Source organism: Modestobacter sp. Leaf380 (assembly GCF_001424485.1).
Taxonomy (GTDB): Bacteria; Actinomycetota; Actinomycetes; order Mycobacteriales; family Geodermatophilaceae; genus Klenkia.
In genome coordinates, this window is record NZ_LMQC01000021.1 from 208,711 (window position 1) to 234,317 (window position 25,607).

The following is a 25,607-nucleotide window of genomic DNA, read 5'->3' on the forward strand; positions in this document are numbered from 1 at the left end:
ACCCCCGGACGAGGTGCCCCGTGACCACCACCACCCGACCCGCACTGCCCTCCATCGCCGACCGTCCCGAGTCCGATCTCGGCGGACCGGCCAGCGTGCTGGTCCGCCAGCGCGCCGACCACGTGGAGCTGGACCGGCTGCTGCACGAGCTCGACGGCAGCACCGGCACCGGGCAACGGCGCGGGCTCCGGGCGATCGACCGGCTGGTCTTCAGCCACGCCTTCGCCGAGGAGGTCGTGCTGTGGCCGGTGCTGCGCCGGACGCTGCCCGACGGCGAGGAGCTGACCACCCAGGTCGAGCAGGAGCACCAGGAGGTCAACGACCTGGTCGCCCGCCTGGAGACCCTCGGCGACGACGACCCGGAGCGCGCCCGGGTGCTGGACCGGCTGACCACCGTGCTCCGCGAGGACGTCCGGGACGAGGAGGACGGAGGACGAGCTCTTCCCGCGGCTGCGCGAGCGGCTGGACGACGCGGCCCTGGTGCGGCTGGGCCGGGCGTGGGAGCTGGCCCGTCGGGTGTCCCCCACCCGCCCGCACCCGACGGTGTCCCGCCGTCCCCCGGGCAACGCGCTGTCCGGCCTGCCGCTGTCGGTGCTGGACCGCGGCCGGGACCGACTGGACGCCTTCGTGGAGGACTGCACCGACGGCCGCGGTGAGGACTGGGCGGCCCGGGGTGGCCGCGCCCTGTCCGGGGTGCTGGCCCGGCTGGCCGGCCTGGTCGAGCGCACCCCGCCGGCCCGGCACGGCGACACGGCGGCCACCCACCGCTGACCCCCGCGGGCCCCGGTGTCGGTGACACCGGGGCCCGCGGCTCAGACGGCGCGGAGAGCGGCGAGGAGGTCCTCGCGGCGGTCGGGGGCGCCCCCGTGCTGGCGAGTGAGCAGGGTCACGGCGACCGCGTAGGAGTCCTCCCCGATCCAGCCGCGGCCGGCCGCGCACAGCTCCTGGATCCGGGCCAGCACCTTCGGTTCGCGGCTGTAGACGCCGAGCTCGTGCACCTCGGGGACGACGTCGAGGACCCGGTAGCCCAGCGCCTCCGCGGTGGCCAGCGTGGTCACGGGGTCGGCGTAGCCGGCCATCGCGATGACCAGGTGCGGCGCGAGCGCGCCGAGCAGCCGCAGGACGAGGTCGTTGCCGTGCGGGCCGCCCCACAGCTCGGGCATCAGCAGGTCGCCGTCGGGGGCGGGCAGGTAGGGCGGGTTGGACACGACGGTGCGCGGCGCCCCGGGCTCGCCGAGGCCGGCGAGGTCGAAGAAGTCGCCGTGCTCGACGGTGTAGCGGTCCGAGACGCCGGCGGCGGCGGTGTTCTCCCGGGCGCGGGCGACCGAGGTGGCGCTGATGTCGATGCCGCGGACCCGCAGGTCGGGCAGTCCGGCGACGACCTCGGCGATCGCGGCGGCGTCCCCGGTGCCCAGCTCCAGCACGCCCCCGGCGTCCCAGCGGAGCAGGTCGCGGTGGCGGCGCAGCAGGGTGTCGACGCCGGCGGCGAAGTGCTGGGACTCGGGAGGGCAGAGGAAGAAGTCGGTGGCGGGTGGCGACAACGGCATCCCGGGGTCTCCTGGGTGTCGAGCGGGAGGACCGACCGGGGCTGGATCGGTGGTGTCCCGGTACCACCGGCGGGAGGGTCTCAACCCCGGGTGTGCGGCCGCCGACGGCCGGTAGGGGGGGTCCGCCTGGGCGTCCTGGCAGGCTGGCCGGCATGCCAGCCCCGTTGCCCGCCCGCCTGCTCGACGCCGTCCTGGACCGGCTGGTGGTGCCCGGCTACAGCCGGCTGGGACCCGCCGTGCGCCGGCGGTGGTGGCCGGCCGACCCCGCGCCCGGGTCGATGACCGGCACGCGGGTGCTGGTCACCGGCGCCACCTCGGGCATCGGCGAGGCCATGGCCGGGGCGTTCCTGGCCCTCGGGGCCACCGTGCACGTGCTGGGCCGCAGCCGGTCCAAGACCGAGGACCTGGTGGCCCAGCTGCACCGCAACCACCCCGGCGCCGAGGTGGTCGCCGAGGTCTGCGACGTCGGGGACCTGGACGCCGTCCGGGCCTGGGCGGCGGGGTTCACCGACCGGGTCGACGCGCTGCACGGGCTGGTGCACAACGCCGGCGCGCTGCCGCCGGAGCGCTCGGAGACCGCACAGGGCCACGAGTTGACCTACGCCGTCCACGTGCTGGGCCCGCACCTGATGACCAGGCTGCTGGCGGACACCCTGGTCGACCACGCGGCGAGCGTCGTGTGGATGTCCTCGGGCGGGATGTACGGCGCCACGCTGCGGGACGACGACCTGGAGTTCCGCACCGGGGAGTACAGCGGCGTGCGGGCCTACGCCCGGACCAAGCGGATGCAGGTGGTGCTGGCAGCCGAGTGGGCCCGCCGGCTGGCCCCGCGCGGCATCCGGGTGACCTCCACCCACCCCGGGTGGGTGGCCACGGCCGGGGTGACGGCGTCCATCCCCGGGTTCGGGAAGGCGATGCGCCCGCTGCTGCGCACGGCCGCTGACGGCGCTGACACCACCGTCTGGCTGGTGGCGACCCGGCCGGTCTCGACCGGTGAGCACTTCTGGCACGACCGGGCACAGCGCCCCTCCACCCTGGGCTGGGAGCGCGGTCAGGACCCGGCGGCGGTGCAGCGGTTCCTGGCTGCGGTCGCCGGGGCGACCGGCTGATCAGGCCGTCTCGGCCCGGGCCACCTCCACGTGCGGACGGCGCTGCCAGGTGGCCCACTCGCCGCTGATCTCCCCCGCGGTGCGCAGCAGCGCGGGCAGGTGCTCGCCCAGCAGCGTCTGGGTGGAGGTCTCCGCGGCGTGCACGGTGACGTTGGCCGCCGCGCGCACGGCGCCGGTCCCGTCCCGCACGGGGACGGCGACCGACCGGACGCCGGGGGCGAGCTCCTCGTCGGCCAGCGCCCACCCGCGGGCCCGGACCTCGGCCAGCTCGTCGTGCAGCTGCTCGGTGGTCCGGCCGATGTAGGGCGGCAGGCCCGACCGGCTGGGCTCGGCCAGCGTGCTGGCCAGCTCGTCGGGGGCGAGGCCCGCCAGCAGCACCTTGCCCTGGGAGGTCTGCGCCGCCGGGAAGCGGGTGCCGATCTCCACGCGCAGGGTGATCAGCTTGGGCACCGCGACCCGGGCGACGTAGACGATGTCGGCCCCGTCGAGCTGGGCCATCGAGGAGGACTCCCCGGTGCGGGCGACCAGGGACTCCAGGTGCGGGCGGGCGATGTCCCACAGGCCGAGGGCGCCCACGTAGGCCATGCCCAGGGTGAGCACCTTGGGCGTGAGCCGGAACAGCCCGTCGTCCGAGCGCACGAAGCCGAGCTCCTCCAGGGTCAGCAGCAGCCGACGGGCGGTGGGCCGGGCCAGCTCCGCCGCGGCGGCCACCTCGCTCAGCGACATCGCAGGCCGCTCGCTGCCGAAGCAGGTCAGCACGTCCAGCCCGCGCGCCAGCGCCTCGACGAAGTCCGGCCCGGTCCCCCGCCCGGCCATCAGCCGTCGCCGAACAGGCTGCCCCGCGCCTCGTGCGTGGCGTCGGACTTGTAGTCGGTGTACGTGTACGGGTTGTCCAGCACGTCGCCGCCCTCGGGCAGGGCGGGGTTCATCCCGGCCTGCCAGGTCTCCTCGCCCATGGTCGAGCGCAGGTGCTCGACGGTCTGGTCCACCGAGTGCCGGACGGCGGCCAGGTCGGCGTCGACCAGGCGGTGTCCGCTCTTCACGACCCGGCCGTCGACGACGACGGTGTGCACGTCGCCGCGCTGGGCCTGGAAGGCCACGTGGCCGTAGGGGTTGAGCAGCGGGAAGGACACCGGCGAGTGCTCGTTCCTGATCAGCACGACATCGGCCTTCTTGCCCGGCTCCAGCGAGCCCAGGTCGTCGCGGCCCAGCGCCTTCGCCCCGCCACGGGTGGCCCAGTCGACGACCTGCTCGGCGCGCAGCGAGACGTTGGTGACCGTGTTCCCCTCGGCGTGCGCCTCCAGGTGCTCGCGCGACCTGTCGGCGCCCAGCGTCGTGCGCATGGCGGAGAAGAGGTCGGCCGACCACCAGACACTGGTGTCCATCGACAGCGACACCGGGATGTCGTGGTGGCGGACCTGCCAGGTGGGCGGGTAGCCCTGCCCGGCGCTCTGCTCGGACTCGGTGGACACCGACACCGACCCGCCGGTGGCGGCGATCCGGTGGTAGCTGTCGGTGGACAGCGAGGCGGCGTGCACGTAGACCGTCTCCGGCGTCATGAAGCCGCCGTCGTGCATGAGGGCGATGCTGGCGTCGCTGGTCGCGCCCCACACCCCGGCGTGCGTGGTGACCGGCAGGCCGAGCTCGCGGGCGACCTCGAAGGCCGCCTTCTCCGGGAACGCCGGGTCACCGGTGACGTCGAAGGCCAGCTGGAGCCCGAGCCGGCCCTCGTCGCGGCGGCGGGTGAGGAAGGCCTGCACGGCCGGGTCGGCGGTCCACTCCCAGGGGCCGGCCTGGATGTTGCCGTAGGCCAGCACGAACCTGCCGGGGACGGCGAGCAGCGCGTCGGCGGCGGCCTCGGCGTGGTCGACGGTCTGCAGCCCGTGGCTCCAGTCGACGGTCGTGGTGACGCCGGCCTCCAGGCCCTCCCACGCGGACAGCGTGTTGCCGGCGTGCACGTCCTGCGGGCGGAAGTGCTTGCCGTGCTCGAGGTAGTACCAGACGAAGTACTGGGTCAGGGTCCAGTCGGCGCCGTAGCCGCGCATCGCGGTCTGCCACATGTGCCGGTGGGTGTCGATCATCCCGGGCATCACGATGCCGCCGGTCGCGTCGATCTCCTGGGTGCCCTCGGGCACGTCCAGCGCGGTGCCGACGGCGGCGATCCGGTCACCGACGACGAGCACGTCGCCGTCGGTGAGCACGGTGTGCGCGTCGTCCATGGTCAGCACGGTGCCGCCGCGGAAGACCATCGGGCGGCCGGGTTCTGGGGTGGACATCGTCGTCGCCTCCTGGGCAGCCGGCGCGGTGCGCGGACGACTGTCCGCTGGACGGTCACACGTCCGGCAGGTGCACTGTGGGCGTGACGCGGACCACCTGTCAAGAGGTCGTGCTCGCGGTTGACACCGCGACGACAGGGTGGTGAGACTGCGGTGCCGGTCACACCGGACAGGTGTCCGCAACAGCCGAGGAGTGCCCGACCGATGACCGACCCCTCCCCCACCGGCCCGCTGGCCGGCCTGCTGGTCGCGGACTTCTCCCGCATCCTCGCCGGCCCCTACGCGACCATGCTGCTGGCCGACCTGGGCGCCGAGGTGGTCAAGGTCGAGGGCCCCTCCGGCGACGACACCCGCACCTGGGCCCCGCCGGTCCGCGACGTCGACGGCCAGGACGTCGCCACGTACTACCTGGGCGTCAACCGCAACAAGCGGTCGGTCGCCCTGGACCTGAAGGACGCCGACGACGTCGCCGCCGCTCAGGAGCTGGCCCGCCGCGCCGACGTCGTCGTGGAGAACTTCAAGCCCGGCGGGCTGGCCCGCTTCGGCCTGGACTACGCCACCGTGTCGGCCACCAACCCGCGGGTCGTCTACGCCTCGATCTCCGGCTTCGGCAGCGGCCCGGGCGGTGCCGCGCTCCCCGGCTACGACCTGATCGTGCAGGCCATCTCCGGGCTGATGTCGCTCACCGGGCCCACTGACGGCGAGCCCTACCGCGCCGGCGTGGCCGTGTTCGACGTGATGGCCGGACTGCACGCCACCATCGGCGTGCTGTCCGCGCTGAACCTGCGGCACGAGACCGGCGTCGGCCAGCACGTCGAGGTCAACCTGCTGGCCTCCGCGCTGTCCGGGATGGTCAACCAGACCTCGGCCGCCGTCGCCGGGGAGACCGTGCCCTTCCGGATGGGCAACAGCCACCCCAGCCTGTTCCCCTACGAGCCGCTGCAGTGCGCCGACGGCGAGCTGATCATCACCGCCGGCAACAACGGCCAGTTCCGCAAGCTCGTCGAGGTGCTCGGCGTCCCCGAGCTCGCCGACGACCCGCGCTTCGCCCGCAACGAGGACCGCACCGCCCACCGCGACGAGCTGCGCCCGCTGCTGGTGGAGCAGCTGTCCCGCAAGGGCAAGCAGGAGTGGTTCCGCGAGATCATCGCCGCCGGGGTGCCGTGCGGGCCGATCAACACCGTGGACGCCGGCGTCGCGTTCGCCGAGGAGGTCGGGCTGGACCCCGTCGTCCACGTCGGCGGGGTGCCCTCGATCCGCAACCCGATCACCTTCTCGGCCACCGCGGCGTCCTACCGGCTGCCCCCGCCCGGCCTGGACGAGCACGGCGACGAGATCCGCGCCTGGCTGGCCACCCGATGACCGAGCCCCGCCGCTACGAGACCGCGCTGGGTGCCTCCACCCGGGAGACCATCACCCTGCTGGGCACCGACCTGGCCCGCGACGTCATGGGCACCGTCGGGTTCGGCGAGCTGGCCTTCTGGCTGGCCACCCAGCGCCGTCCCAGCCCCGGTGAGACCCGGGTGTTCGAGTCGGTGCTGGCCGCGCTGGCCGACCACGGGTTCACCCCGACGGCGATCGTCACCCGGTTGACCTACCTGTCCGCGCCGGACTCCGTGCAGGGCGCGCTGGCCGCCGGGCTGCTCGGCGGCGGCTCGCGGTTCCTCGGCGTCACCGAGGACTGCGGCCGCTTCCTGGACGACGTCCTGCGGGCCCAGGACGAGCTCCCCACCGACGACGCCGGCTGGGACGCCCTGGCCCTGGCCACCGTGCAGCGCGAGCGGGAGGCCAGGCGCTTCGTGCCGGGCCTGGGGCACCACGTCCACAAGGACGGCGACCCGCGCACCCCCCGGCTGATGCAGATCGCCGCCGAGGAGGGCCTGGTCGGCCCGCACCTGTCGCTGTTCGCCGCCATCGGCCGGGTGCACCCCCAGGTGCTCGGGAAGACGCTGCCGCTCAACGGGGCCGGCGTCTGCGGCGCCGCGCTGGCCGACCTCGGGCTGCCGCTGGAGCTGCTGCGCGGGTTCGCGCTGCTGGCCCGCACCGCCGGGCTGATCGGTCAGCTGGCCGAGGAGCTGCGGCACCCGGTCGCCAACGACGTCTTCCTCTCGGTGGACCTCAACAACCGCTCCGTCCCCCCAGACCCCTACGGAGGCCCCCGTGGCTGAGCTCGTGGCGGTGGTCGCGTCCACGCACCACCCCTTCTACTACCGCACCTCGACGATGCCCGAGGCCGAGCGGCCGCCGTTCGCCGCGGAGTGGATCGCCAAGATCGAGGCCTTCCGGGAGACGCTCACCGCGGCCCGGCCCGACGTGCTGGTGATGGTCGGCAGCGACCACTTCCACCAGCTGTGGCTGGACAACATGCCGCAGTTCCTGGTGGGCAAGGCCCCGTTCTTCGACGCCAACTTCCACAACGAGGAGCGCGAGTTCGGGCTGCCCAAGATGCGGCTGCGCGGCCAGGAGGACCTCGCCGCGCACCTGCTGCGCGACGGGCTGGACCGCGACTTCGACCTGGCGTTCTCCAACGAGCTGCGGATCGACCACAGCATCACCTGCCCGATCATCACGCTGCGGCCCGAGGCCGACCTGCCGATCGTGCCGGTCTACACCAACATCTTCGCCCCGCCGCTCCCGCAGCCGCGCCGGTTCGTCGCCCTGGGCGGGGTGATCCGGGAGATGGTGGAGTCCTGGGAGTCCGACCTGCGGGTCGCCGTCATCGGCACCGGGCACCTGTCCCTGGAGCTCGGCGGCCCCCGCCAGTTCGGGCCCACCGGCCCGGACCCGGTGTTCGACCGGCGGGCGGTGGACTGGATCGCCAACGGGGACGTCGCCGGCTGCCTGGCCGAGGTGTCGCTGGAGTCGCTGCACGCCCCGGGCAACGCCACCCACGGGTTCATGGACTTCATGCTGATGATGGGCGTGGCCGGCGAGGGCGCGAAAGCCGACTTCGTGGAGACGGTCGACCTGTTCCACACCATGGAGGCCTACTTCACCTGGTACCCGGGAGGGGACCCCCGATGAGCAAGTACCTGATCGACAAGTTCCTCTTCTCCGTCGACCGCGACCCGGAGCTGACCGAGCGGTACCGCACCGACCCGGTCGAGCTGGTCGAGTGGTGGGAGCGGGAGCTGGCCGGCTCGCTGCTCAACTGCATCCCGCACGAGAAGACCACCTGGCTGGCCTTCGACGACGACGAGCGGCGGGCGCTGCGCGAGCACGACCACGTGGCGCTGTTCGAGATGGGCGCGCACCCCTTCCTCACCCTCACGCTCTTCATCGCGCTCTTCGAGCGCGACCACGGCCCGATGGAGTACCAGCTGGCCTACGCCCGGGCGATGGACCACGTCACCCAGCCCTACCCGGACATCTCCACGTAGGCCCCAGCGAAGGGGTGGTCAGCGGCTGGGCGGGGTGCCGCCGGGGCCGCCGCCGGCCTCGGTGGAGGTGTCGACGCCGACGTCCATGGTGACCGTGTAGCCCTCGGCCACCGAGCCGGTGACGGTCGGGGTCTGCAGGTCGGCGCCGTCGGAGAACACGCCGTCGGTGGCCAGGCTGACCCGGGCCAGGTTGGCCACCGACGCCTCGTAGCCCTCGGTGGCGTAGACGGTCTCGCAGACGTCCTGCGGCAGCGCGATCTGGGAGGTGGCGACGACGTTGGCGGCGTCGCTGATCGAGGCCTCGTCGGGGTACACCTCGAAGTGCACGTGCGGCCACCGCCCGTCGTAGCAGGCCGGCCAGACGGTGGTGAAGGTGACGACGCCGTCGGCGTCGGCGACCTGGACGCCGCGCAGGTAGTTCTGGTCGGTGACGCCGTCGGAGTAGAGGGAGTAGCCGCCCTCCCGGGTGCAGTGCCAGACGTAGACCGCGGCGCCCTCGTAGGCCCCGCCGGCAGCGAGGTCCTGCACGGTGAGCGTGAGGGACACCGGGACGCCCTCGGCGGTGCCGGTGAGGTCGCCGAAGCTGGTGGTGAGGTCGCTGCGGACGATGCCGCTCTGGCTGAGGACGTCGGGTCCGTTCGACCCGTCGCCCGGGTAGGGCCCGGCGGTCTCCTCGGGGATCTCCCCCGCCGCGGTCTCCGCCGACGCCGACGACGCCGTCGAGCTGCTGGTCGAGGCACCGCACGCCGCCAGACCCACGGTGGCGGCGCCGATGCCCAGGAAGCCGAGCACCCGGCGCCGGCTGAGCAGCGTGTCCAGGTCGAAGCGGAGTCCCTGGTCGACGACCTCGTCGTCGGGGCGGGCCAGCGGGCGGCCCTCGTAGGTCGTGTCGGTGCTCATGTCGTCTCCCCGGGTGGTGGGCGCGGACCCGGCCGGGTCCCGCGGTGTCGTGGACGACGGTGCGGGGAGACGCTCGGTGGGTTGCGTGCGTCCGCTGTGTGTCCCCCGTGAGCGCAGGACCGTCGGACCCCTCGGCGACACTGGCCGGGTGCTGCGCTCCGTCGTCCTCGTCCGCCGAGGGGACGACGTGGAGGCCCACGAGGACGGCACGGTCACCCGGCTGGGGCGGGAGGACCTGCCGGCCTGGGTCGCCGCCCGCGAGCCCGGGCACCCCCGCTGGGTCTGGGACGACGCCACCCGCTGGTACCCCGGTCTGCTGGCCGCCGGGGTGCGGGTGGAGCGGTGCACCGACCTGCGGTTGTGCCACGGCGTGCTGCGCCGCTCCGCGCACGTGGACCAGACGCTGCTGGCCGGGGCGGACACCGACGGCTGGGACGCCCTGTCCCCGGTGACCGCCGACGAGCCGGCGCTGTTCGCGTTGGCCGACCCGGCCGACCGACTGGACCCGATCGCCGAGCTGGCCCGGCAGCAGGCCGCACTGGCGGCGAGCCCGGAGCTGCGCCGGCTGGGTCTGCTGCTGGCCGCGGAGTCTGCGGGCGCCCTGGTGGCGGCGGAGATGCAGCACGCCGGGATGCCGTGGCGGGCCGACGTGCACGACCGGCTGCTGCGGGACCTGCTGGGTCCGCGCCCGGTCGCCGGGCAGCGCCCGGCGGTGCTGGAGCGCCTGCTGCCAGAGATCCGGGCGGCGTTCGGGCAGCCGGTGATGAACCCGGACTCCCCCACCGACCTGCTGGCCTCGTTGCGGGCAGCGGGTCTGGAGGTGACCGACACCCGGTCCTGGACGTTGCGGGAGATCGAGCACCCCGGCGTCGAGCCGCTGCTGCGCTACAAGAAGCTGCTGCGGCTGATGCACGCCAACGGCTGGTCGTGGCTGGACGCCTGGGTGCGGGACGGCCGGTTCCGGCCGGTGTTCCTGCCCGCCGGCGTGGTCACCGGCCGGTGGGCCTCGCAGGGCGGGGGTGCGCTCAGTGCGCCGGTGCAGCTGCGCCCGGCGGCGGTCGCCGACGAGGGCTGGCGGTTCGTGGTCGCCGACGTCGCGCAGCTGGAGCCGCGGGTGCTGGCCGGGATGAGCCGGGACGCCGCGATGGCCGAGGCCGCCCGGGCCCGAGACCTCTACCAGGGCATGGTCGACAGCGGCGCTGTGGAGACCCGTACCCAGGCCAAGCTCGGCATCCTGGGTGCCATGTACGGCGGCACCCGCGGGGAGAGCGGGGCCATGCTGCCGCGGCTGACCCGCCGCTACCCGGCCGCGGTGGGGTTGGTGGAGCAGGCCGCCCGGGCCGGTGAGCGCGGCGAGGTGGTGTCGACGCTGCTGGGCCGGGGTTCACCCCGTCCGGGCCCGTGGTCCCGGGGGGACGCCGACGACCCGGCGACCGGGCGTGCGGCGGACTCCCGGCGGCGGGCCTGGGGCCGGTTCACCCGGAACTTCGTCGTGCAGGGCACCGGTGCCGAGTGGGCGTCGTGCTGGCTGGCCGACCTGCGCAACCGGCTGTGGCGGCTGGGCGATGGCCTGCTGACCGACCGCCCGCACCTGGTCTTCTTCCTGCACGACGAGGTCGTGGTGCACAGCCCGGCCGCGCTGGCCGACGACGTTGCCGAGGTGGTGCGGGCCGCCGCGGTGGAGGCGGGCCGGCTGCTGTTCGGATCGTTCCCGGTGGACTTCCCGCTCGACGTCGCGGTGGTCCGCTCGTGGGCCGACGCGGACGCCCCCCTCGACCCGGCAGCGGAGGACGGGAACCTGCCGGCAGAGGTCCCGGACACCGACGTCCGGGCTGTCTGATCCCGGCGCGGCAGCTGGTCCCTGATCCGGCCCCGGTCTCAGGAGGGCGACGGGGCGTGGACGCGGCACGCGCCGCCGCCAGGGCTCAGAACGGCGGCTCGTCGTGGACCGGCGCAACCCCTGCGACCTCCAGCCCCTGAGCCCGGCGGGCTCGCGCCGCCTCGAGTTCGGCGTCGATCTCGGCCGCGACGCCGGCGCGCTCCGCGGCGGTGGCCCGACGGCGGGCACGCTCCTCGGGAGTGGGGGTGCGGTACTGCCGGGGGGTGCGGCCGAACAGCTCGGTGAACGTGTCCGGCTGGGTGCCGGCCGCCACGTGCGCCTCGGCGACGGCCACGGGCCGGGTGGTGCGGGTCCGTCCGCCGGGCGGGGTGACGTGCAGGGTCCCGTCGGCGTCCACGGCGAACGCCCAGCCCGGAGCGTGGGTCTTGAGCCGGTGGTGCCGGCGGCAGAGGCAGGCCAGGTTCGTGACGCACGTCGGTCCGCCGGCCCCGGGGTCTCGGTGGTCGCGTGGGACGACGTGGTCGAGGTCGACGTGGTCGGCTGGTCGGTGGCAGCCGGGGAAGCGGCAGTGCTGGTCGCGGGCCTTGACGAAACGGACCTGCGCGGCAATCGGCACGTACCCCTGGACCTCGGGCGGTGGACCCAGTCCCGCGCCACGACGGTGTGCGGAACGCGCCTCGGACGGTGACGCGACCGCCCGCAACCGGCCGGCGCTGTCGACGACCTCGAACCAGACCTGACCCCCGTCGACCCGTCCGCCGGTGCGGTGACCGGCCAGGGCACCGGACCGAGCCAGCAGCTCGGCCACCGCGACCGGACCGACGCTCAGTCCACCGATCGACGCCGTCCCCGGCGTCCGTGGCCCTCGCCCAGCCGCGACTGCGTCCAGGGCCTCGGCCCCCGCAGCGCACGGCGCCGGACCCACCGGTGCGGCAGCTCCCGCGGTCAGGACGGGAGCCAGGTGGTCGGGGTGGTCGTCGCGGTGGTCGTGGAGGTCGGCCAGGTCCACCCGCAGGCGCAGCTGCCAGCTGGCGCGGGCCACGTCCTCGGGGAGCGTCTCCCAGGGCCGGGTCAGCAGCTGGCGCAGCGCGTCCACGCGGAGCTGCCCGATCGGGCGGCGGTCACCGCCCTTCCGCATCACCGCGGCCATGGCGTCGACCACGGACTGCATCGCTGCGGCGTCGGCGGCGTCCAGCAGGTCGGCCCGCAGTCCGCGAGGCCGTCCCCGGACCCCACCGTCGTCACGTTCTGCTTCCGCCGGCGTCGCTCGGCCCGCCGTGCGGCCTCCGCCGGGTCCGCGGCGATCAGCGCCCCGGCCACCCGGTCTGCGAGTGGGGTCGGGCCCAGGCCCTCGCCGATCCAGGCGAGGCCCCGGGCAGCCACGTCGTCGACGACGTCGTCGTCCACCCCGCCGCCCGCGGAGCGCTTGCGGTGGCCGAGGGCGTCGACCAGCACCTGGCACCGCCGGACGTCGATCTCCCCGTCCGCCAGGGCGGCCCACACCCGCGGCAGCTGCTCGGCGAGCACCCGCTGCTCGTCCACCAGCACCGAGGCGGACCCGACGCTGATGCCCAGCACCACAGCGACCTCGTCGGCCACCCAGTCGTCCGGCCGATCCGGGGCGGACGGGTCGTCGGCGCGGGCGCCGGGCAGGCGTTCATGGGTCGGCTGCAGGGCGGCGAGCCGGGAGACAGCTGCTGCCTGCAGCGCGTGCAGCTGGGCCTGGGCCTCGGCCACGTCGCGCAGGACGGCGTGCACCGCGGCGCGGTCGCTGCGTCCGGTGACCAGCAGCTCCGCCAGGCGGGTGGGCCGGACGCTGACGTCGGCCGGCAGGAGCCCCGCAGCCACCTGGGCGACCCGCTCGGCCTCCAGCACGGTGGCCCGGGCAGCAGCTGAGGTGAACACCTCGACCTGCCCGACACCGAGGGAGACGCCGAACCGCGTCCTGGCCACGACCTGCTCCACGTCCCACCTCCCGCTCGGTTCGAACACCTGTACGAACCTTAACGCACTTCTCGCGTCCGGACAAGGCAAACGTGCAGCTCAGGACGAAGGCAGCCGACCGCTACGCCCGTGCTCACTCCGCCGCGGGAGAGGGACGGCCTCAGCGTGTCGACCTGTTCGCCCACCCATGGAGAAGGCCGGCTCGGGGCGGCGGATGCATCACCAGGGACACCAGACCGACTGCTGACGCGACTCTCCCGCCGGGAGTCGTCCGGGCAGGACTGCGGGACGGCGCAGGTGGATCGCGGACCCGGGTGGACGGGGCGACAGGGTGGCCCGCCGAACGCGCCCCCGGTCGCAGAGCCCGGCCGCCGGACTGCACGGGACGGGGGCAGAGACAGCCCGGCCCTAGGCTGCGCGGGTGCCGTCCGACCGGGTCCAGCAGCTGGTCGACGCGCTGGCCGAGCGGCTGCAGCGCTCGGTGGTCGTCGACGACCCGCAGGTCCGGATGCTGGTCACCAGCCGGCACTTCGGCGACGAGGACGACGTCCGGGTGCGCGCGGTGCTGCAGCGCGACGCCGGGCCCGCGGCCGTGGCGCACGTGCTGGGTTCCGGGGTCGCGTCCTGGCGTCAGGCGGGCTGGATCCCGGCGGAGCCCTCGATCGGGATGCACCCGCGCTGGTGCGTGCCGTTGCGCTGGCAGGGCGAGCTGCTGGGCCTGCTGATGGTCATCGACGCGGCGTCCGCGCTGGCCGACGACGAGGTCGCGGTGATCGGGTCGGCCGCCGGCGAGCTGGCCGCGGTGCTGGTCGGCGACCGGCACGCCGCCGACGCCGCGACGGCCGCCCGGGACGCCGTCGTCACCGCGCTGGTGGGCCGCGACCCGGCCGCCCGGACGGCGGCGCGGGCCGAGCTGGCCCGGACCGGTGCGCTGCCCACGGGCCGGCACGTCCGCGCGGTCGTGCTCGCCCTGGACGGCGTCGCCCCCGCGGACACCGAGCACGGCCGGGCCGCGGTCCGGCGCGGCCTGGTCGCGATGACCTCACGGTCGGCGGGCACCGTCCTCGGGGCCGTCACCGACGCCGGCGGCAGCGCGCTGCTGGTGACCGCCGGCCCGACGGAGGACGCCACGGTCGCCGGCCTCGCGGGCCTCGCCGTCGCGGAGGTGGCCGCGGTGGCCGCCGGCCGGTTCGGCTGCGTCGCCGGCACCGGCCCCGCCGTCGAAGGGCTGGACCGGGCGTGGACGTCGCACCGACAGGCCGAGCTGGCCACCCGCGCGGTGCCCCGGTTGGCACCCGGCCCGGTGGTGGACGCCGACGGGCTGGGCGTGGCCGGCGTGCTGCTGCGGGTGCCCCGAGAGGAGTGGGACGAGACCGCACTGCCCGTGGAGCTGGCCGCGCTGGCCGCCGGGGACCCGCAGGGCCGGCTGACCGACACCCTCACCGCCTGGCTGGACGCCGGCGGCAACGCCCCGGCAGCCGCCGACGCCCTGCGGGTGCACCGCACGACGCTGCACCACCGGCTGGACCGGGTCCGCGAGCTCACCGGCGCCGACCTCGACGACGGCGGCACCCGGCTGCGCCTGCACCTGGGGCTCACCGTCGCGCGGCTGCTGGACGGCTGAGTCCTCGCCAGCGAGCACGTGAGGGGCCCACCGCGCTCGCCGCGGCCGTGGTGTCCGCCGTCACAGGCAACCGATGATCACCCGGTGGGTCGACGGCGACCCGGCAGGAGGCACGACATGGCCACGTTCACCACCACCGACGGCGTCGAGATCGACTTCCGGGACTCTGGTGCCACGGCCAGCGGGCGCACCCTGGTGCTGTTGCACGGCTGGTCGCAGTCGAGGGCCACCTGGGACCGCGCCGTCCCGGCGCTGGCCGCGCAGCACCGCGTCGTCAGCTACGACCACCGCGGCCACGGCCGCTCCGGCAAGCCCGACCACGGTGCCCGGGTCGCCCGGCTGGCCGCCGACCTCGCCGAGCTCGTCGCGCACCTGGGCATCGGCTCCTACGACCTGGTCGGGCACTCGATGGGTGCCTCGGTGGCCTGGAGCCACATCGACAACCAGGGCACCGGCGCGCTGGACTCCCTGGTGGTCGTCGACCAGCCCAGCGCGTGCGTCGTGCTGCCCTGGATGACGCCGGAGGAGGGCGCCGCAGCCGGCGCGATCCTGGACTTCCCGAGCACCGAGGGGTTCGTCGGTGCGGTCGGGGCGCCCGATGCGACCGAGACCCGCCGCGCGTTCCTGGTCTCGATGCTGTCCGACGTGCTGCCCGAGGACGACCTGGCGTTCCTGTTCGGGGAGAACCTGCAGATGCCCGGCCCGTGGGGCGCCCGGCTGCTGCTGGACCACGCCATGCAGGACTGGCGGGACGTGCTGCCGCGCATCGACGTCCCCACGCTGGTGGTGGCCGGGGAGGTCAGCCACGTCGCGCCGGCGTCCCAGCAGTGGACCGCCGAGCACGTCCCCGGCGCACGGTTGCGGACCTTCGGCGCCGACGAGGGCGGCTCGCACTTCCCGTTCTACGAGGGCCCGGCGCACTTCACCCGTGTGCTGTTGGACTTCATCGCCGGCACCCCCGGCCCCCGTGGCTGACGGGCGGCTGGCCGGCAAGGTCGCGATCGTCTTCGGCGGTGGGCTGAACACCGGCGGCCCGGACGGCGTCACCAGCATCGGGGCAGCCACCGCCACCACGTTCGCCCGGCACGGTGCCCGGGTCGTCGTCGTCGACCGGGACGTCGCGGCCGCCGGACGCACGGTGGACGTCGTCCGTGCCGAGGGCGGGGAGGCACTGGCACTGGTCGCCGACGTGACCGACGGCGAGCAGGTGCAGGACGCGGTCGCCGCGGCGATCGACGAGCACGGCCGGCTGGACGTCGTGCAGAACACGGTGGGCGCGACCCGGCTGGGCGGGGTCGACGAGCTGACCCTGGCCGACTGGCAGCGGACGCTGGCGCTGAACCTGGACAGCGTCTTCCTCACCGCGCAGGCCACGCTGCCGCACCTGCTGGTGCGCGGCGGGTCGATGGTCAACGTGTCCTCGACGGCGTCGATCCGCTGGACCGGCTACCCCTACCCGGCCTACGCCGCGGCCAAGGCGGGGGTCAACCAGCTGACCCGCTCGCTGGCCCTGCAGCACGCCGCGCGCGGGGTGCGGGTGAACGCGGTGCTGGCCGGGCTGATCGACACCCCGCTCGTCTACCAACAGCTCGCCGGGGACGCGGCGCCCGACCGGGTCCGGGCCGAGCGGGACGCGCAGAGCCCGACCGGCCGGATGGGCTCCGCCCAGGACGTCGCGGACGCCGCGTTGTTCCTGGCCTCGGACGAGTCGCGGTACGTCAACGGGGTGCTGCTGCCCGTCGACGGCGGGCTGGCGGCCCGGGTGCTCTAGCGCTGGTCCCGCCGCAGCGGGTGGTCGGCAGGCACCTCGACGAGCACGACGGGGACGCCGTCGGGGTCGGCCACCCAGCACTCGACCAGCCCCCACGGCTCGCGCACCGGGCCGCGGGTGACCGGGACGCCGAGCGCAGCCAGCCGGTCGTGCTCGGCGTGCACGTCGCGGACCTGCAGCCACAGGCTCATCCCGGCCGGTGCGGTGTCCCCGCGGCCGGACACCTCGAGCAGCCCGCCGCCCCCCAGGAAGTACACGACGCCCCGGTGCTCGGGTGGCCCGAACTCCCGGTGCACGGCCAGCCCCAGCGTGCCGGCGTAGAAGGCGTGGCTGGCATCGGGGTCGGTGGGCCGCAGGAGCAGCCTGCTGCTGAGGACGTCCATCGGTCGATGATGGACCCGTGATCGACCCCGAGCTGCTCGCCGCCGCCTCCTGGACCACCGCACCGGCCGCCGTCGAACACGTCGACGGCACGCTGCGGGTCACCGCCGTCGAGGGCAGCGACGCCTGGCGGCACACCTCCTACGGCTTCGTGCACGACGACGCGCACGGCCTGCTCGCCCCCTTCGGCGCCCGGGACGCCCTCGAGGTGTCCTTCGACGTCGCCTACGGCCGGCAGTTCGACCAGGCCGGGCTGCTGCTGCGCGCCGGCGCGCAGGAGTGGGTGAAGGCCGGGGTCGAGGTCTCCGACGGCGTGCCGCAGGTCGGCGCCGTCGTCACGCACGGCACGTCGGACTGGTCGGTGGCCCCGGTGCCCGACTGGGCCGGCCGCCGGGTGACGGTCCGCGCCAGCCGGGACGGCGACGCGGTGACCGTGCGGGCGCGGGTGGACGACGAGCCGTACCGGCTGGTCCGGGTCGCACAGGTCGACCCGGCCCTCGAGCTGCGCGCCGGGCCCTACTGCTGCGCCCCGACCCGGGCCGGGCTGACCGTCGTCTTCACCGGCTGGCGGCGGACCACCCCGGACGCCGCCCTGCACGACGAGGGGGCCGGGACGACCGGTGGATGACCCGCCGGTGAACACCTCGCGACGTGGGCCCGGGGACCTCGCCCGCCCGGGTGAGGGAGCGGCACCGGCCCTGGGGCGGGGGTCGGTCGCCGTCGACACCAGGGACGTGATCGACGTGCTCGGCCTGGACCGAGGCCACCTGACCGCCCTCCACGACGCTGACGCCGGGCTCCCCGGCCTGGCCGCGCTGGCCCGCCCCGTCCCGGTGCTGGCGGCCGACACGACCATGGAGCAGGTCGACCGGGTCTTCGCCCGGCACCCGGAGGTGCCCTGCGTCGCGGTCGCCCACCCCACCGTCCCGGCCCTGCGCGGCCTGCTGGAACGCACCCGGTTCGACGCCCTGATGAGCGGCCCCTTCGGCTACGGCCGGTCGCTGCACGCCCGCCGCGAGCTCCTGGACACCGCCCAGTGGGACGCCCTGCTCCTCACCCCGGGCACCGGCGTCGTCGAGGCCGCCTCCCGCGCCATCACCCGCTCGCCCGGCTTCGTCCACGACCCGGTGCTGGTCGCCACCGAGTCGGGCACCGCCGCAGTGGCCATGCCGGCGCTGCTGGCCGCCCTGGCCCGGGCACTCGCCGAGCGGGCACTGACCGACCCGCTCACCGGGCTGGCCAACCGGGCCGCCTTCTTCGGCCGGGTCGAGGAGTCCTGCCGGCGCAGCGCCACCCAGCCCGGGCACCAGAGCGCCGTCGTCTTCTTCGACCTCGACGGGTTCAAGGCGGTCAACGACACCTGGGGCCACGAGACCGGCGACGAGCTGCTCGTGGCGGTGGCCGCCGAGCTGCGCCGGGTCGCCCGCCCCACGGACCTGGCGGCGAGGCTCGGTGGCGACGAGTTCGCCGTCTGCCTGGACATCGACGGCGGAGGGACGGCGACGGGCACCGCTGCCGCCATCGCCGGCCGGCTGCACGCCGCGGTGTCCCGGGTCGGCCGGGCCACGCCGGGCGGTGTCCGGGCCTCGGCCGGCGTGGCCGTCTGCGCCCCGGGCGCGGCCATCGACGCCGGCGACCTCGTCCGCGCCGCCGACCTGGCGATGTACACGACCAAGCGGGCCGGTGGCGACGCCGCGTCCGAGCCCGTCCTGGTCCACGCCGCCGCCGACGTCGACCCGCTGCAGAACTCCACCATCGGTGCCGCCGCAGCAGCCGGCGAGCTCGTCCTGGACTACCAGCCCATCGTGGAGATGACCACCGGCCGGGTGGTCAGCCTGGAGGCGCTCGTGCGCTGGCGGCACCCGCGGCTGGGGCTGCTGGCGCCGGGGGCCTTCCTGCCCGCGGTCGACCGCCGGGGCCAGCTGCCCGACCTCGACGACTGGGTGCTGCGCACCGCGTGCCGGGAGTTCGCCACCTGGTCCACCGACGGGCCCTTCCTGAACGTCAACGTCAGCCCGGCGACCCTGCTGGCCCCCGGGTTCCTGGACCAGGTGCTGGCCGCGGCCGGCGCGGGCGGCCTGCCGCCGGAGCGGCTGCGGATCGAGGTGCCCGAGCACCTCCTGGTCGACCAGCTGGACGCCGTCGCCGACACCCTGTCAGCGCTGCGCCGCGCCGGGGTCGCACTCACCCTGGACGACGTCGGGGCCGGGGACACCTCCCTGCGGCACCTGCGCGACGTCGACACCGACGGGATCAAGATCGACCGGTCCTACGTCGCCGGCGCCGTGGACGACGTCAAGGACCGGGCGCTCGTGCAGCTGCTGGTGGCCTTCGCCGACCGGACCGGCCTGGCGGTGACCGCGGAGGGCGTCGAGACCGTGGAGCAGCGCGACCTGTTGACCTCGATGGGCTGCCGCTACGGACAGGGCTGGCTGTTCGGCCGCCCCGGCCCGCTGCCGGCGCCCTCCCCACGACCGACGCGGGACTGAACCGGTCACCCTGCGGGGCACCGGCCCGAGTGCACCAGCTGCGTCGTCCAGAGGCCCGGCAGGACCTCGCGGTGACCCAGCTCGACGAAGCCCGTCCGCGTGTACAGCGCCCGGGCGGGCGCGTTGGCCCGCCCGGTCGACACCGTGGTCGGTCGTCCCGCGGCCCGGTCGAGGACGGCGGCCAGCAGCGCCGTCCCCACCCCGCGACGGTGGGCCGAGGGGGCGACCACCAGCCGGTCGACGTCGAGGCCCTCCGGCGCGGCCGTCCAGGCCACCGCGCCCACGAGCCCGTCCGGACCGGTGGCGGCCAGCCACTGCAGGGGTGCCGCACGCAGCTCCGCGAGCGTCTCGTGCAACGGCGGGATGCGGTCGTCACCGATCAGCGCGGCCTCCACCCGGTAGGCCTCGCGCTGCAGCTGCTGGAGCCGGAAGGCGAGGTCGTCGTCCCGACCGGGGACGACGGACGTGATCCACGGGGTCGTCACCCGCCCATCCTCGCCGTCGCGGTGACCCGGGCCACGGGCGCGGGGACGCCTGGGACTGGAGGGGTGACGGGCCGGTCCGACGCGCTCGCCTACCGGCTCCGGCCCACTCCCCATGTCACCCTCGGTGCCGAGAGACCACCAGCCGGTCACGACCCGACCGCGACCCGACCGTCCAGGTCACGACCCGAGCCGGAGTGCCCCTGTGCCACGCGACGACGTCCCCGGGACGCAGCTGCCCCCGCGGCTGGACCCCCGGGCCGGCCGCCCCCGCCGCGACCCCGAGCAGACCGCCGGCCGCTCCGCCGGCTCGGCCCGCCGGGTGGCGACCGCCGTGCGGCTGCTGGCCGGGGTGATGGCCGTGGTCGTCATGGGCGGCAGCGGCTGGGGCTGGTACCTGGCCCGGGTGGCCGAGGCCAGCATCACCCGCACCGACGCGATCCCCACCGACGGCAACGTCGACGCCTCGGGCACCGGGCACGCCGGTCAGGAGATGAACCTGCTGCTGGTGGGCCGCGACTCCCGCGCCGGTCTGACCCCCGAGCAGGTCGCCGAGTTCAGCACCGGCGACCCCTCGGGTCTGCTGAACACCGACACGATGATCCTGGTGCACATCCCGGCCGACGGGTCCGCGGCGTCCTTCGTCTCCATCCCCCGCGACCTGTACGTGCCCATCCCCGGGCACGGGTCGAACAAGCTGAACTCGGCCTTCGGGTTCGGCTACAACGACACCGACGGCGACGAGGCCGCGAAGAACTCCGCCGGCGCGCAGCTGCTCATCCAGACGATCAGCCAGACGACCGGCGTCCAGATCGACCACTACGCCGAGGTCAACCTGCTCGGCTTCATCAACCTGACCACCATCGTCGGCGGGGTCGAGGTCAACCTCTGCGAACCCTCGCAGGACGACATGTCCGGCGCCGACTTCGAGGCCGGACCGCAGACGATCAGCGGCGCCGCCGCGCTGGCCTTCGTCCGGCAGCGGCACCACATCGGGGTCAACAGCACCGACCTGGACCGGCAGGTGCGCCAGCAGGCGTTCATCGCCGGGCTGCTGCGCAACGTGCTGTCCTCGGACCTGCTGCTCAACCCGGTCAAGCAGCGTGAGGTCATCGAGCAGGTCGGCACCAGCGTCGCCGTCGACCAGGGTCTGGACCTCTTCCAGCTCGCCGGCCAGATGCAGTCGGTCCGCCCCGGCAACATCACCTTCCAGACCATCCCCGGCATCACCGACGCCACCGTCGACGGCGCCTCGGTCCTGCAGGCGGTCGACGACGACGCGCTGCGCGACTTCTTCGCCGGCCTGGGGACGCCGACCACCCCGGCCGCGCCCACCGTCGTCCCCACCGACGACGCCCCGGCACCCGCGGAGGTCGACGTCACGGTGCTCAACGGGTCGGGCGTGTCCGGTGCCGCGGCGTCGGCCGCCGAGGAGCTCGGCGCCGCCGGCTTCCCGGCCACCGTGGGTGGCAACGCCCCCGAGTCCAGCGACACCACCACCGTCCTGCACCGCAGCGGTGAGGAGGCCCAGGCCGCCGTGCTGGCCGCCCAGGTCCCCGGTGCCGCCGTCGTCGCCGACGACACGCTCGCCCCCGGCGCCGGCGTCCAGCTGGTCCTCGGCTCGGACTTCAACGGGATCGGCCAGCCCGTCACCGTGGAGGAGGCCGCCCCCACCGACGGCACCTACGCCTCCGTCGAGCGCACCGCGGAGGACACCAGCTGCATCGCCTGACGCCCGCCATCAGGGCGTGCCCGGTACGCAGTACTGGCCAGGAGTGCGCATCAGACACGCCCTGATAGGCGCCCGGTCAGGTCTCGACGCGCAACGCGCGGTCGTCGACGCCCACCAGCTGCTCGACCGCGTTCCCCTGCCCGGGGTCGTCTCCGCTGTCGGGGTCGTTCGGGGCGCACTGGCTGACCCCGAGCAGCACCGAGAAGACGATGACGATCGCGATGACGATGGCGCCCAGCACGTAGGTGCGGCCCACCTTGCGGGGCACCCGGCCCCGCTGCTCCTCGCTCACGAGCCCGGCTCGAAGACGGTCCGGACGCAGCCGTCCACCTTGTCCTTGAAGATGCGGTACCCCTCCGCTGCCTGGGACAGCGGCATGGTGTGGGTGGCCAGGTGCTCGGTGGTCAGCTCGCCGCGCTCCATGTGGCCGAGGATCTCGGGTACGTAGCGCTGCCCGTGCTGCTGCGCGCCGCGCAGCGTGAGCCCCTTGTTCATGACGGCGCCCAGCGGGAACTTGTCGACCATCCCGGCGAAGACGCCGAGCACGAAGACGCTGCCCCCCTTGCGGCAGGCCCGTACCGCCTCACGGACGGCGACCGGCCGGTCGGTCTGCAACCGCAGCTGCTGCTTGACCTGGTCGTACACGCCGGTCACGCCGGTGCCGTGCGCCTCCATGCCCACGGCCTCGATGCACACGTCGGGCCCGCGGCCCCCGGTGCGCTCGCGCAGCTCGGCGACGACGTCGGTGGTGCTGTAGTCGACCGCCTCGGCCCCGACGTGCTGGCGGACCTGGGCCAGCCGCTCGGGCAGCCGGTCGATGACCACGACCTGCTCGGCACCCAGCAGCATCGCGGCGCGGGCGGCCATCTGGCCCACCGCGCCGGCCCCCCACACGGCGACGACGTCCCCGGGCTTCGTGCCGCCCAGGTGCGCACCGGTCCAGCCGGTGGTCACCGAGTCCGAGGCGAACAGCGCCCGGGTGTCCGACACCCCGTCGGGGACGAGGAAGCACCCGACGTCGGCGTAGGGCACCCGCATGTACTCGGCGTGGCTGCCGGCGTAGCCGCCCATCGCGTGGGAGTAGCCGAAGCAGCCGCCGGGGCTCTGGCCCCACAGTCCCTCGGTGATGCCCGGGTCGGGGTTGCCGTTGTCGCACAGGGAGTACAGCTCCTGCCGGCAGTACCAGCAGTTGCCGCACGCCACGAAGGACGGGACGACGACCCGGTCCCCCACCGCCACCTTCCGCACCCCGGACCCGACCTCGACGACCTCGCCGGTGAACTCGTGGCCGAGGACGTCGCCGGTGCGCATCGCCGGGATGTAGCCACCGATCAGGTGCAGGTCCGACCCGCAGGTGACCGTCTTGCTGATCTTGAGGATGACGTCGTGGGAGTTGAGCAGCTGGGGCTCGGGCACGTCCTCGACGGCGACCTCGTTGACCCCGGCCCACACGGCGGCCTTCACAGCACACCCTCCTTCGGAGCCCGTGCGGCCGCGCCCTCGAGTGCGGCGCCCTGCGGGGTGGCCGCCCGGCGTCCGTGCGGCTGCGGGTCGACCCGCAGGACCTCACCGACCTCGACGACCTGCTTGGTCCGGCGCAGTGCGGCGCGCAGCTCCCCGATGCGCTCGGCGTCCGGGGTGCCGCGGAAGCGGCCGGCGAGCTCGGTGCCCCGACCGCCCGGGGCGGGTGTCGTCCGCACCTGGAGGTCGGGTCCCAGGGCGTCGAGCTCGGGGAACGGGCCGGTCAGCTCGTCGGGGTCGGCGAGCACGGTGACCGCGCGCTACCGGGCGGCGGACACGTCGGCCGGCTCGGTGGTGGACGCCTGCCCGATGCCGGGGATCCGGGTGTGCTGCAGCTTGGCAAGGGCGGCACCCCCCGCCCCGGCGACGCGGGTGAGCAACTGGTCCAGGGCCATGGGGTACCTCCGAGAGTGGGTCAGCGGGTGGTGGTCCGTGGTGGTCCGGCGCTCGTCCAGCGCCAGTGCGCCCGGGCACAGCGCGCCCCACGCGGTGGCGGAGCCGACGACCTCCGCGCGGGTCGACCGTCCGGGGACGGGTGGTCCTCCTGGTCTCGGGGTGGTCGCGCGGGGAGGGCGGCCCGCAGGCCGCCCTCCCCCGGGGCTCAGCTGGAGCTGGCGCCCTGCACGTTCTCGCGGGACTGCTGGGCCTGGCCCTGCACGTCCCCGGCGGCCGACTGGCCCTCCTCCTTGACCGTCGCGACGGCGTCCTGGGCGGTGCCCTTGACCGACTCGACGGCCTCCTGGGCGGCCGGCTTCAGGGCCTCCCCGGCCTCCTGGGCGGCCTGCTTCGCGGCGTCGACCAGCGGCTGCGAGTGCTCCTTGACCGCGGTCTCGGCCTGGCCGGCCAGCTGCTTCTCCTTCTCCGTGGTCGGCAGCAGCGAGGACACCAGCCAGCCCACGCCGAAGGCGATGAGGCCCGCGGCCATCGGGTTGCCCTGGGTCTTGCTGACGACGGCGTCCGGCGTCTGGCCGACCGTGTCGGCGGCGCTCTGCGCGGCCCCACGGACCGAGTCGGTGGCCTGGTGGGCGGCGTCGCCGACCTTGCTGCCACCGGACTCGGCGGAGCCCATCACCCGGCTGCGCAGGTTGTCCACGGAGGCCTTGGTCCGGGTCACCCGGCGGTCGACGACGCGGGCCGGGTTCACCTTCTCGTTGAGCGCGTCGACGTCGTAGCTGAGGTTGGCGCGGGTGTCCTCGATCTGCTGCCGGATGACGTCCGGGTCACTGCTGGTCATGGTGGGTCCTCTCGTCCGTGCTGGGTGGGTGGGGGTCAGGAGGGGGTCACGGCGCCGGGGACCCGCTGCAGGGTCTCCACCGTCCGCTCCGGCTTGGGGTTCACCGTCTTGAGCTGCTTGCGGCCCATGACGAAGAGGACCCCGGCCACGACGCCCCAGACGACGGCGACGATGAGCGCCGCCCAGCCTGCGGGGATGGCGCTGGCCAGCGCGGCCCACAGGGCCAGGCTGAGGAAGAGCACGGTGAGGTGCCCGGCGTAGCCGGCCCCGCCGAGCATCCCGGCGCCCTTGCCGGCCTTGGCGGCCTCGGTCTTGAGCTCGGCCTTGGCCAGCTCCAGCTCCTGGCGCATCAGCGTGGACAGGTCCTTGCTGACCTCACCGAGGAGCTGACCGACCGAGACGCCGTCGACGTCGGGGTGACCGTCATCGGTCTGCGCGCCCATGCCGGCCTTGGGCGCGGCGGCCGCGCTGATGTCGGTCGCGGAGACGCGCTCGGCGCCGGTGCCGTACGGGGCGCTCACGCCCGGCCCCGCGTCGGGTCGGCCGGCGGGACGACGGGGGTCTCGGTGCCGTACGGCGCCGGCGGGACCGGGGTGTACCCGGTCGTCGGGTCGTAGCCCGGGCCGGAGGCGTAGCCGGCGCCCGTGGTCAGGCCGGCGTCGGTGGGGGCACCGGCGTGGGTCGGTGGGACGTCGACCGGCGGCACGGCGGCGTACCCGGACGCCGCGCCGGGCAGCGCGCCGGTGCCCGTGGTGACGTCGTGCGGCGTCCCGGAGGTGCCCTGGCCGCCCTGACCACCCTGGTCCTTGTGGGCGGCGACGACGCCGGTGGTCAGCCGGCCGGCGAGCACCCCGGCCACGGCGGCGCCGAGCAGGAAGGCGCCGGGACGGCGGCGGGCGAAGCGCCGGACGTCCTCGAGCAGGTCGCCGGGCTCGCGGTCGCGCAGGTGCCCGGCGAAGGTGTCGACGGCGCCGGTGGCCTGCCGGACCAGGTCGTGCGCCGGGCCGGAGCCGCCTTCGCCGTCGGTCATCGCGCGTAGTTCCTCGGCCAGGGCGGAGAGGCTGCCCGCGGCCTTCTGCTGGCCGGCGCGGGCCTGCTCGGTGGCCTGCTGGCGCCCCTGGGACAGCAGGTCGGCGGCCTGCCGACGGGTCTCCTGGGTGACCTGCTGGGCCTGCTCGGCCGCGGTGCCGGCGACCTGCTTGCCGGCCTGCGCGGTGGTCTGCCCGACCGACCGGGCCTCGTCCTTGGCGACGTCGGTCGTCGAGGCGGAGCCGCTGTCGGTGCCGCCGCTCGTGCCGCTGGTGGGTGTGTCGAGGGAGTGCGTCATCGTTCCTCCAGGGAGGGGTGCGGACAGCCCGCGGGACGGCCCGGCGCAGC

29 protein-coding genes are annotated in these 25,607 nt (G+C 75.1%); 14 read left to right on the forward strand and 15 right to left on the reverse strand.

Translation table 11 applies throughout. The annotated features are described in order from the left end of the window. Positions 1–20 precede the first annotated feature (20 nt). Complete coding sequence (locus tag ASG41_RS18980; RefSeq protein ID WP_235564916.1) at positions 21–656, forward strand: hemerythrin domain-containing protein; 636 nt, start codon at positions 21–23, stop codon at positions 654–656. After that, complete coding sequence (locus ASG41_RS24930) at positions 628–771, forward strand: hypothetical protein (RefSeq protein ID WP_235564917.1); 144 nt, start codon at positions 628–630, stop codon at positions 769–771. The genes ASG41_RS18980 and ASG41_RS24930 overlap by 29 nt, the downstream gene beginning before the upstream one ends. A 41-nt stretch (positions 772–812) precedes the next feature. Here the strand turns inward: ASG41_RS24930 and ASG41_RS18985 are convergent, their stop codons facing one another. Continuing rightward, positions 813–1,547 (reverse strand): methyltransferase domain-containing protein, encoded by a 735-nt coding sequence (locus ASG41_RS18985; RefSeq protein ID WP_056298856.1) that lies wholly within the window; start codon positions 1,545–1,547, stop codon positions 813–815. Positions 1,548–1,699: 152 nt separating this feature from the next. Between ASG41_RS18985 and ASG41_RS18990 the strand changes: the two genes are divergently transcribed. Continuing rightward, the gene (locus ASG41_RS18990) at positions 1,700–2,656 is read left to right on the forward strand and encodes an SDR family NAD(P)-dependent oxidoreductase (RefSeq protein ID WP_056298859.1); all 957 of its coding nucleotides are present in this window, start codon (positions 1,700–1,702) and stop codon (positions 2,654–2,656) included. Here the strand turns inward: ASG41_RS18990 and ASG41_RS18995 are convergent, their stop codons facing one another. Both ASG41_RS18995 and ASG41_RS19000 read right to left on the reverse strand, forming a co-directional pair. Then, positions 2,657–3,472, reverse strand: a complete 816-nt coding sequence (locus tag ASG41_RS18995; protein ID WP_056298863.1) for an IclR family transcriptional regulator C-terminal domain-containing protein — start codon at positions 3,470–3,472, stop codon at positions 2,657–2,659. It lies immediately after the preceding gene. Further along, positions 3,472–4,932 carry an amidohydrolase family protein gene (locus ASG41_RS19000; RefSeq protein ID WP_056298867.1) on the reverse strand — a complete coding sequence of 487 codons (1,461 nt, stop codon included), beginning with the start codon at positions 4,930–4,932 and terminating at the stop codon, positions 3,472–3,474. The genes ASG41_RS18995 and ASG41_RS19000 overlap by 1 nt, the downstream gene beginning before the upstream one ends. Positions 4,933–5,136: 204 nt before the next feature. Here ASG41_RS19000 and ASG41_RS19005 point away from each other — a divergent pair, with 204 nt between their 5' ends. From ASG41_RS19005 to ASG41_RS19020, 4 genes are read left to right on the forward strand one after another with little or no spacing between them, the layout of a single operon-like run. Beyond that, on the forward strand, positions 5,137–6,294 hold the full coding sequence (locus ASG41_RS19005) for a CaiB/BaiF CoA-transferase family protein (RefSeq protein ID WP_056298870.1): 1,158 nt from the start codon (positions 5,137–5,139) through the stop codon (positions 6,292–6,294). After that, on the forward strand, positions 6,291–7,100 hold the full coding sequence (locus tag ASG41_RS19010) for a citryl-CoA lyase (protein ID WP_056298872.1): 810 nt from the start codon (positions 6,291–6,293) through the stop codon (positions 7,098–7,100). Before ASG41_RS19005 ends, ASG41_RS19010 begins: the two co-directional genes overlap by 4 nt. Then, a complete protein-coding gene (locus ASG41_RS19015) occupies positions 7,093–7,956 on the forward strand; it encodes an extradiol ring-cleavage dioxygenase (protein WP_056298875.1) in 864 nt (287 codons plus the stop codon). The genes ASG41_RS19010 and ASG41_RS19015 overlap by 8 nt, the downstream gene beginning before the upstream one ends. Then, positions 7,953–8,312: a hypothetical protein gene (locus ASG41_RS19020; RefSeq protein ID WP_056298881.1), complete on the forward strand. Its 360-nt coding sequence runs from the start codon at positions 7,953–7,955 to the stop codon at positions 8,310–8,312. The genes ASG41_RS19015 and ASG41_RS19020 overlap by 4 nt, the downstream gene beginning before the upstream one ends. Positions 8,313–8,330: 18 nt before the next feature. Here ASG41_RS19020 and ASG41_RS19025 read toward each other — a convergent pair whose 3' ends face one another. Further along, positions 8,331–9,212: a 3,4-dioxygenase subunit beta gene (locus tag ASG41_RS19025; RefSeq protein ID WP_056298884.1), complete on the reverse strand. Its 882-nt coding sequence runs from the start codon at positions 9,210–9,212 to the stop codon at positions 8,331–8,333. A gap of 148 nt (positions 9,213–9,360) precedes the next feature. Between ASG41_RS19025 and ASG41_RS19030 the strand changes: the two genes are divergently transcribed. After that, positions 9,361–11,052: a bifunctional 3'-5' exonuclease/DNA polymerase gene (locus ASG41_RS19030; protein ID WP_235564918.1), complete on the forward strand. Its 1,692-nt coding sequence runs from the start codon at positions 9,361–9,363 to the stop codon at positions 11,050–11,052. Between the two features lie 85 nt (positions 11,053–11,137). Here the strand turns inward: ASG41_RS19030 and ASG41_RS19035 are convergent, their stop codons facing one another. Further along, a complete protein-coding gene (locus tag ASG41_RS19035; protein WP_056298887.1) occupies positions 11,138–12,223 on the reverse strand; it encodes an HNH endonuclease signature motif containing protein in 1,086 nt (361 codons plus the stop codon). Beyond that, entirely contained in the window at positions 12,190–13,005 is an 816-nt protein-coding gene (locus ASG41_RS19040) for a DUF222 domain-containing protein (protein WP_162245585.1), read from the reverse strand. Before ASG41_RS19040 ends, ASG41_RS19035 begins: the two co-directional genes overlap by 34 nt. A 412-nt stretch (positions 13,006–13,417) precedes the next feature. Here ASG41_RS19040 and ASG41_RS19045 point away from each other — a divergent pair, with 412 nt between their 5' ends. From ASG41_RS19045 to ASG41_RS19055, 3 genes are all read left to right on the forward strand, one after another. Next, on the forward strand, positions 13,418–14,620 hold the full coding sequence (locus ASG41_RS19045; RefSeq protein ID WP_056298892.1) for a CdaR family transcriptional regulator: 1,203 nt from the start codon (positions 13,418–13,420) through the stop codon (positions 14,618–14,620). 117 nt (positions 14,621–14,737) lie between these two features. Continuing rightward, complete coding sequence (locus tag ASG41_RS19050; protein ID WP_056298895.1) at positions 14,738–15,595, forward strand: alpha/beta fold hydrolase; 858 nt, start codon at positions 14,738–14,740, stop codon at positions 15,593–15,595. Beyond that, positions 15,588–16,391, forward strand: coding sequence for an SDR family NAD(P)-dependent oxidoreductase (locus tag ASG41_RS19055; RefSeq protein ID WP_056298898.1), 804 nt, complete (start codon positions 15,588–15,590; stop codon positions 16,389–16,391). Before ASG41_RS19050 ends, ASG41_RS19055 begins: the two co-directional genes overlap by 8 nt. On the opposite strand, the gene ASG41_RS19060 is transcribed toward ASG41_RS19055, so the two are convergent. Further along, entirely contained in the window at positions 16,388–16,774 is a 387-nt protein-coding gene (locus ASG41_RS19060) for a VOC family protein (RefSeq protein ID WP_056298901.1), read from the reverse strand. The two genes, ASG41_RS19055 and ASG41_RS19060, sit on opposite strands and share 4 nt — an antisense overlap. A gap of 17 nt (positions 16,775–16,791) precedes the next feature. Here ASG41_RS19060 and ASG41_RS19065 point away from each other — a divergent pair, with 17 nt between their 5' ends. Both ASG41_RS19065 and ASG41_RS19070 read left to right on the forward strand, forming a co-directional pair. Further along, positions 16,792–17,400: a DUF1349 domain-containing protein gene (locus ASG41_RS19065; protein ID WP_056298904.1), complete on the forward strand. Its 609-nt coding sequence runs from the start codon at positions 16,792–16,794 to the stop codon at positions 17,398–17,400. 106 nt (positions 17,401–17,506) lie between these two features. Continuing rightward, positions 17,507–19,261, forward strand: a complete 1,755-nt coding sequence (locus ASG41_RS19070; protein WP_157519534.1) for a bifunctional diguanylate cyclase/phosphodiesterase — start codon at positions 17,507–17,509, stop codon at positions 19,259–19,261. Between the two features lie 5 nt (positions 19,262–19,266). Here the strand turns inward: ASG41_RS19070 and ASG41_RS19075 are convergent, their stop codons facing one another. Then, on the reverse strand, positions 19,267–19,746 hold the full coding sequence (locus tag ASG41_RS19075) for a GNAT family N-acetyltransferase (protein ID WP_056298909.1): 480 nt from the start codon (positions 19,744–19,746) through the stop codon (positions 19,267–19,269). 202 nt (positions 19,747–19,948) lie between these two features. Between ASG41_RS19075 and ASG41_RS19080 the strand changes: the two genes are divergently transcribed. Next, entirely contained in the window at positions 19,949–21,475 is a 1,527-nt protein-coding gene (locus ASG41_RS19080) for an LCP family protein (RefSeq protein ID WP_056298912.1), read from the forward strand. Positions 21,476–21,551: 76 nt separating this feature from the next. Here the strand turns inward: ASG41_RS19080 and ASG41_RS19085 are convergent, their stop codons facing one another. From ASG41_RS19085 to ASG41_RS19110, 7 genes are all read right to left on the reverse strand, one after another. Beyond that, complete coding sequence (locus tag ASG41_RS19085) at positions 21,552–21,767, reverse strand: hypothetical protein (protein WP_056298915.1); 216 nt, start codon at positions 21,765–21,767, stop codon at positions 21,552–21,554. Next, positions 21,764–22,939, reverse strand: a complete 1,176-nt coding sequence (locus tag ASG41_RS19090; protein ID WP_056298918.1) for a zinc-dependent alcohol dehydrogenase — start codon at positions 22,937–22,939, stop codon at positions 21,764–21,766. Before ASG41_RS19090 ends, ASG41_RS19085 begins: the two co-directional genes overlap by 4 nt. Continuing rightward, a complete protein-coding gene (locus tag ASG41_RS19095) occupies positions 22,936–23,244 on the reverse strand; it encodes a hypothetical protein (protein WP_235564919.1) in 309 nt (102 codons plus the stop codon). Before ASG41_RS19095 ends, ASG41_RS19090 begins: the two co-directional genes overlap by 4 nt. A 12-nt stretch (positions 23,245–23,256) precedes the next feature. After that, positions 23,257–23,391, reverse strand: coding sequence for a hypothetical protein (locus ASG41_RS25120; protein ID WP_255353004.1), 135 nt, complete (start codon positions 23,389–23,391; stop codon positions 23,257–23,259). Positions 23,392–23,597: 206 nt separating this feature from the next. After that, on the reverse strand, positions 23,598–24,230 hold the full coding sequence (locus tag ASG41_RS19100) for a DUF3618 domain-containing protein (protein WP_056298921.1): 633 nt from the start codon (positions 24,228–24,230) through the stop codon (positions 23,598–23,600). Positions 24,231–24,265: 35 nt separating this feature from the next. Further along, on the reverse strand, positions 24,266–24,751 hold the full coding sequence (locus ASG41_RS19105) for a phage holin family protein (RefSeq protein WP_235564920.1): 486 nt from the start codon (positions 24,749–24,751) through the stop codon (positions 24,266–24,268). Further along, on the reverse strand, positions 24,748–25,557 hold the full coding sequence (locus ASG41_RS19110; RefSeq protein WP_056298925.1) for a hypothetical protein: 810 nt from the start codon (positions 25,555–25,557) through the stop codon (positions 24,748–24,750). The genes ASG41_RS19105 and ASG41_RS19110 overlap by 4 nt, the downstream gene beginning before the upstream one ends. Positions 25,558–25,607 lie beyond the last annotated feature (50 nt).

Bases quoted from the DNA above. Each gene is read 5' to 3' on its own strand.
- ASG41_RS19020 (WP_056298881.1), top strand. From the start codon at position 7,953: ATGAGCAAGTACCTGATCGACAAGTTCCTCTTCTCCGTCGACCGCGAC.
- ASG41_RS18990 (WP_056298859.1), top strand. From the start codon at position 1,700: ATGCCAGCCCCGTTGCCCGCCCGCCTGCTCGACGCCGTCCTGGACCGG.
- ASG41_RS19050 (WP_056298895.1), top strand. From the start codon at position 14,738: ATGGCCACGTTCACCACCACCGACGGCGTCGAGATCGACTTCCGGGAC.
- ASG41_RS25120 (WP_255353004.1), bottom strand. From the start codon at position 23,391: ATGGCCCTGGACCAGTTGCTCACCCGCGTCGCCGGGGCGGGGGGTGCC.
- ASG41_RS19035 (WP_056298887.1), bottom strand. From the start codon at position 12,223: ATGCAGTCCGTGGTCGACGCCATGGCCGCGGTGATGCGGAAGGGCGGT.
- ASG41_RS19110 (WP_056298925.1), bottom strand. From the start codon at position 25,557: ATGACGCACTCCCTCGACACACCCACCAGCGGCACGAGCGGCGGCACC.
- ASG41_RS19025 (WP_056298884.1), bottom strand. From the start codon at position 9,212: ATGAGCACCGACACGACCTACGAGGGCCGCCCGCTGGCCCGCCCCGAC.
- ASG41_RS19005 (WP_056298870.1), top strand. From the start codon at position 5,137: ATGACCGACCCCTCCCCCACCGGCCCGCTGGCCGGCCTGCTGGTCGCG.
- ASG41_RS18995 (WP_056298863.1), bottom strand. From the start codon at position 3,472: ATGGCCGGGCGGGGGACCGGGCCGGACTTCGTCGAGGCGCTGGCGCGC.
- ASG41_RS19010 (WP_056298872.1), top strand. From the start codon at position 6,291: ATGACCGAGCCCCGCCGCTACGAGACCGCGCTGGGTGCCTCCACCCGG.
- ASG41_RS19000 (WP_056298867.1), bottom strand. From the start codon at position 4,932: ATGTCCACCCCAGAACCCGGCCGCCCGATGGTCTTCCGCGGCGGCACC.
- ASG41_RS18985 (WP_056298856.1), bottom strand. From the start codon at position 1,547: ATGCCGTTGTCGCCACCCGCCACCGACTTCTTCCTCTGCCCTCCCGAG.
- ASG41_RS19060 (WP_056298901.1), bottom strand. From the start codon at position 16,774: ATGGACGTCCTCAGCAGCAGGCTGCTCCTGCGGCCCACCGACCCCGAT.
- ASG41_RS19100 (WP_056298921.1), bottom strand. From the start codon at position 24,230: ATGACCAGCAGTGACCCGGACGTCATCCGGCAGCAGATCGAGGACACC.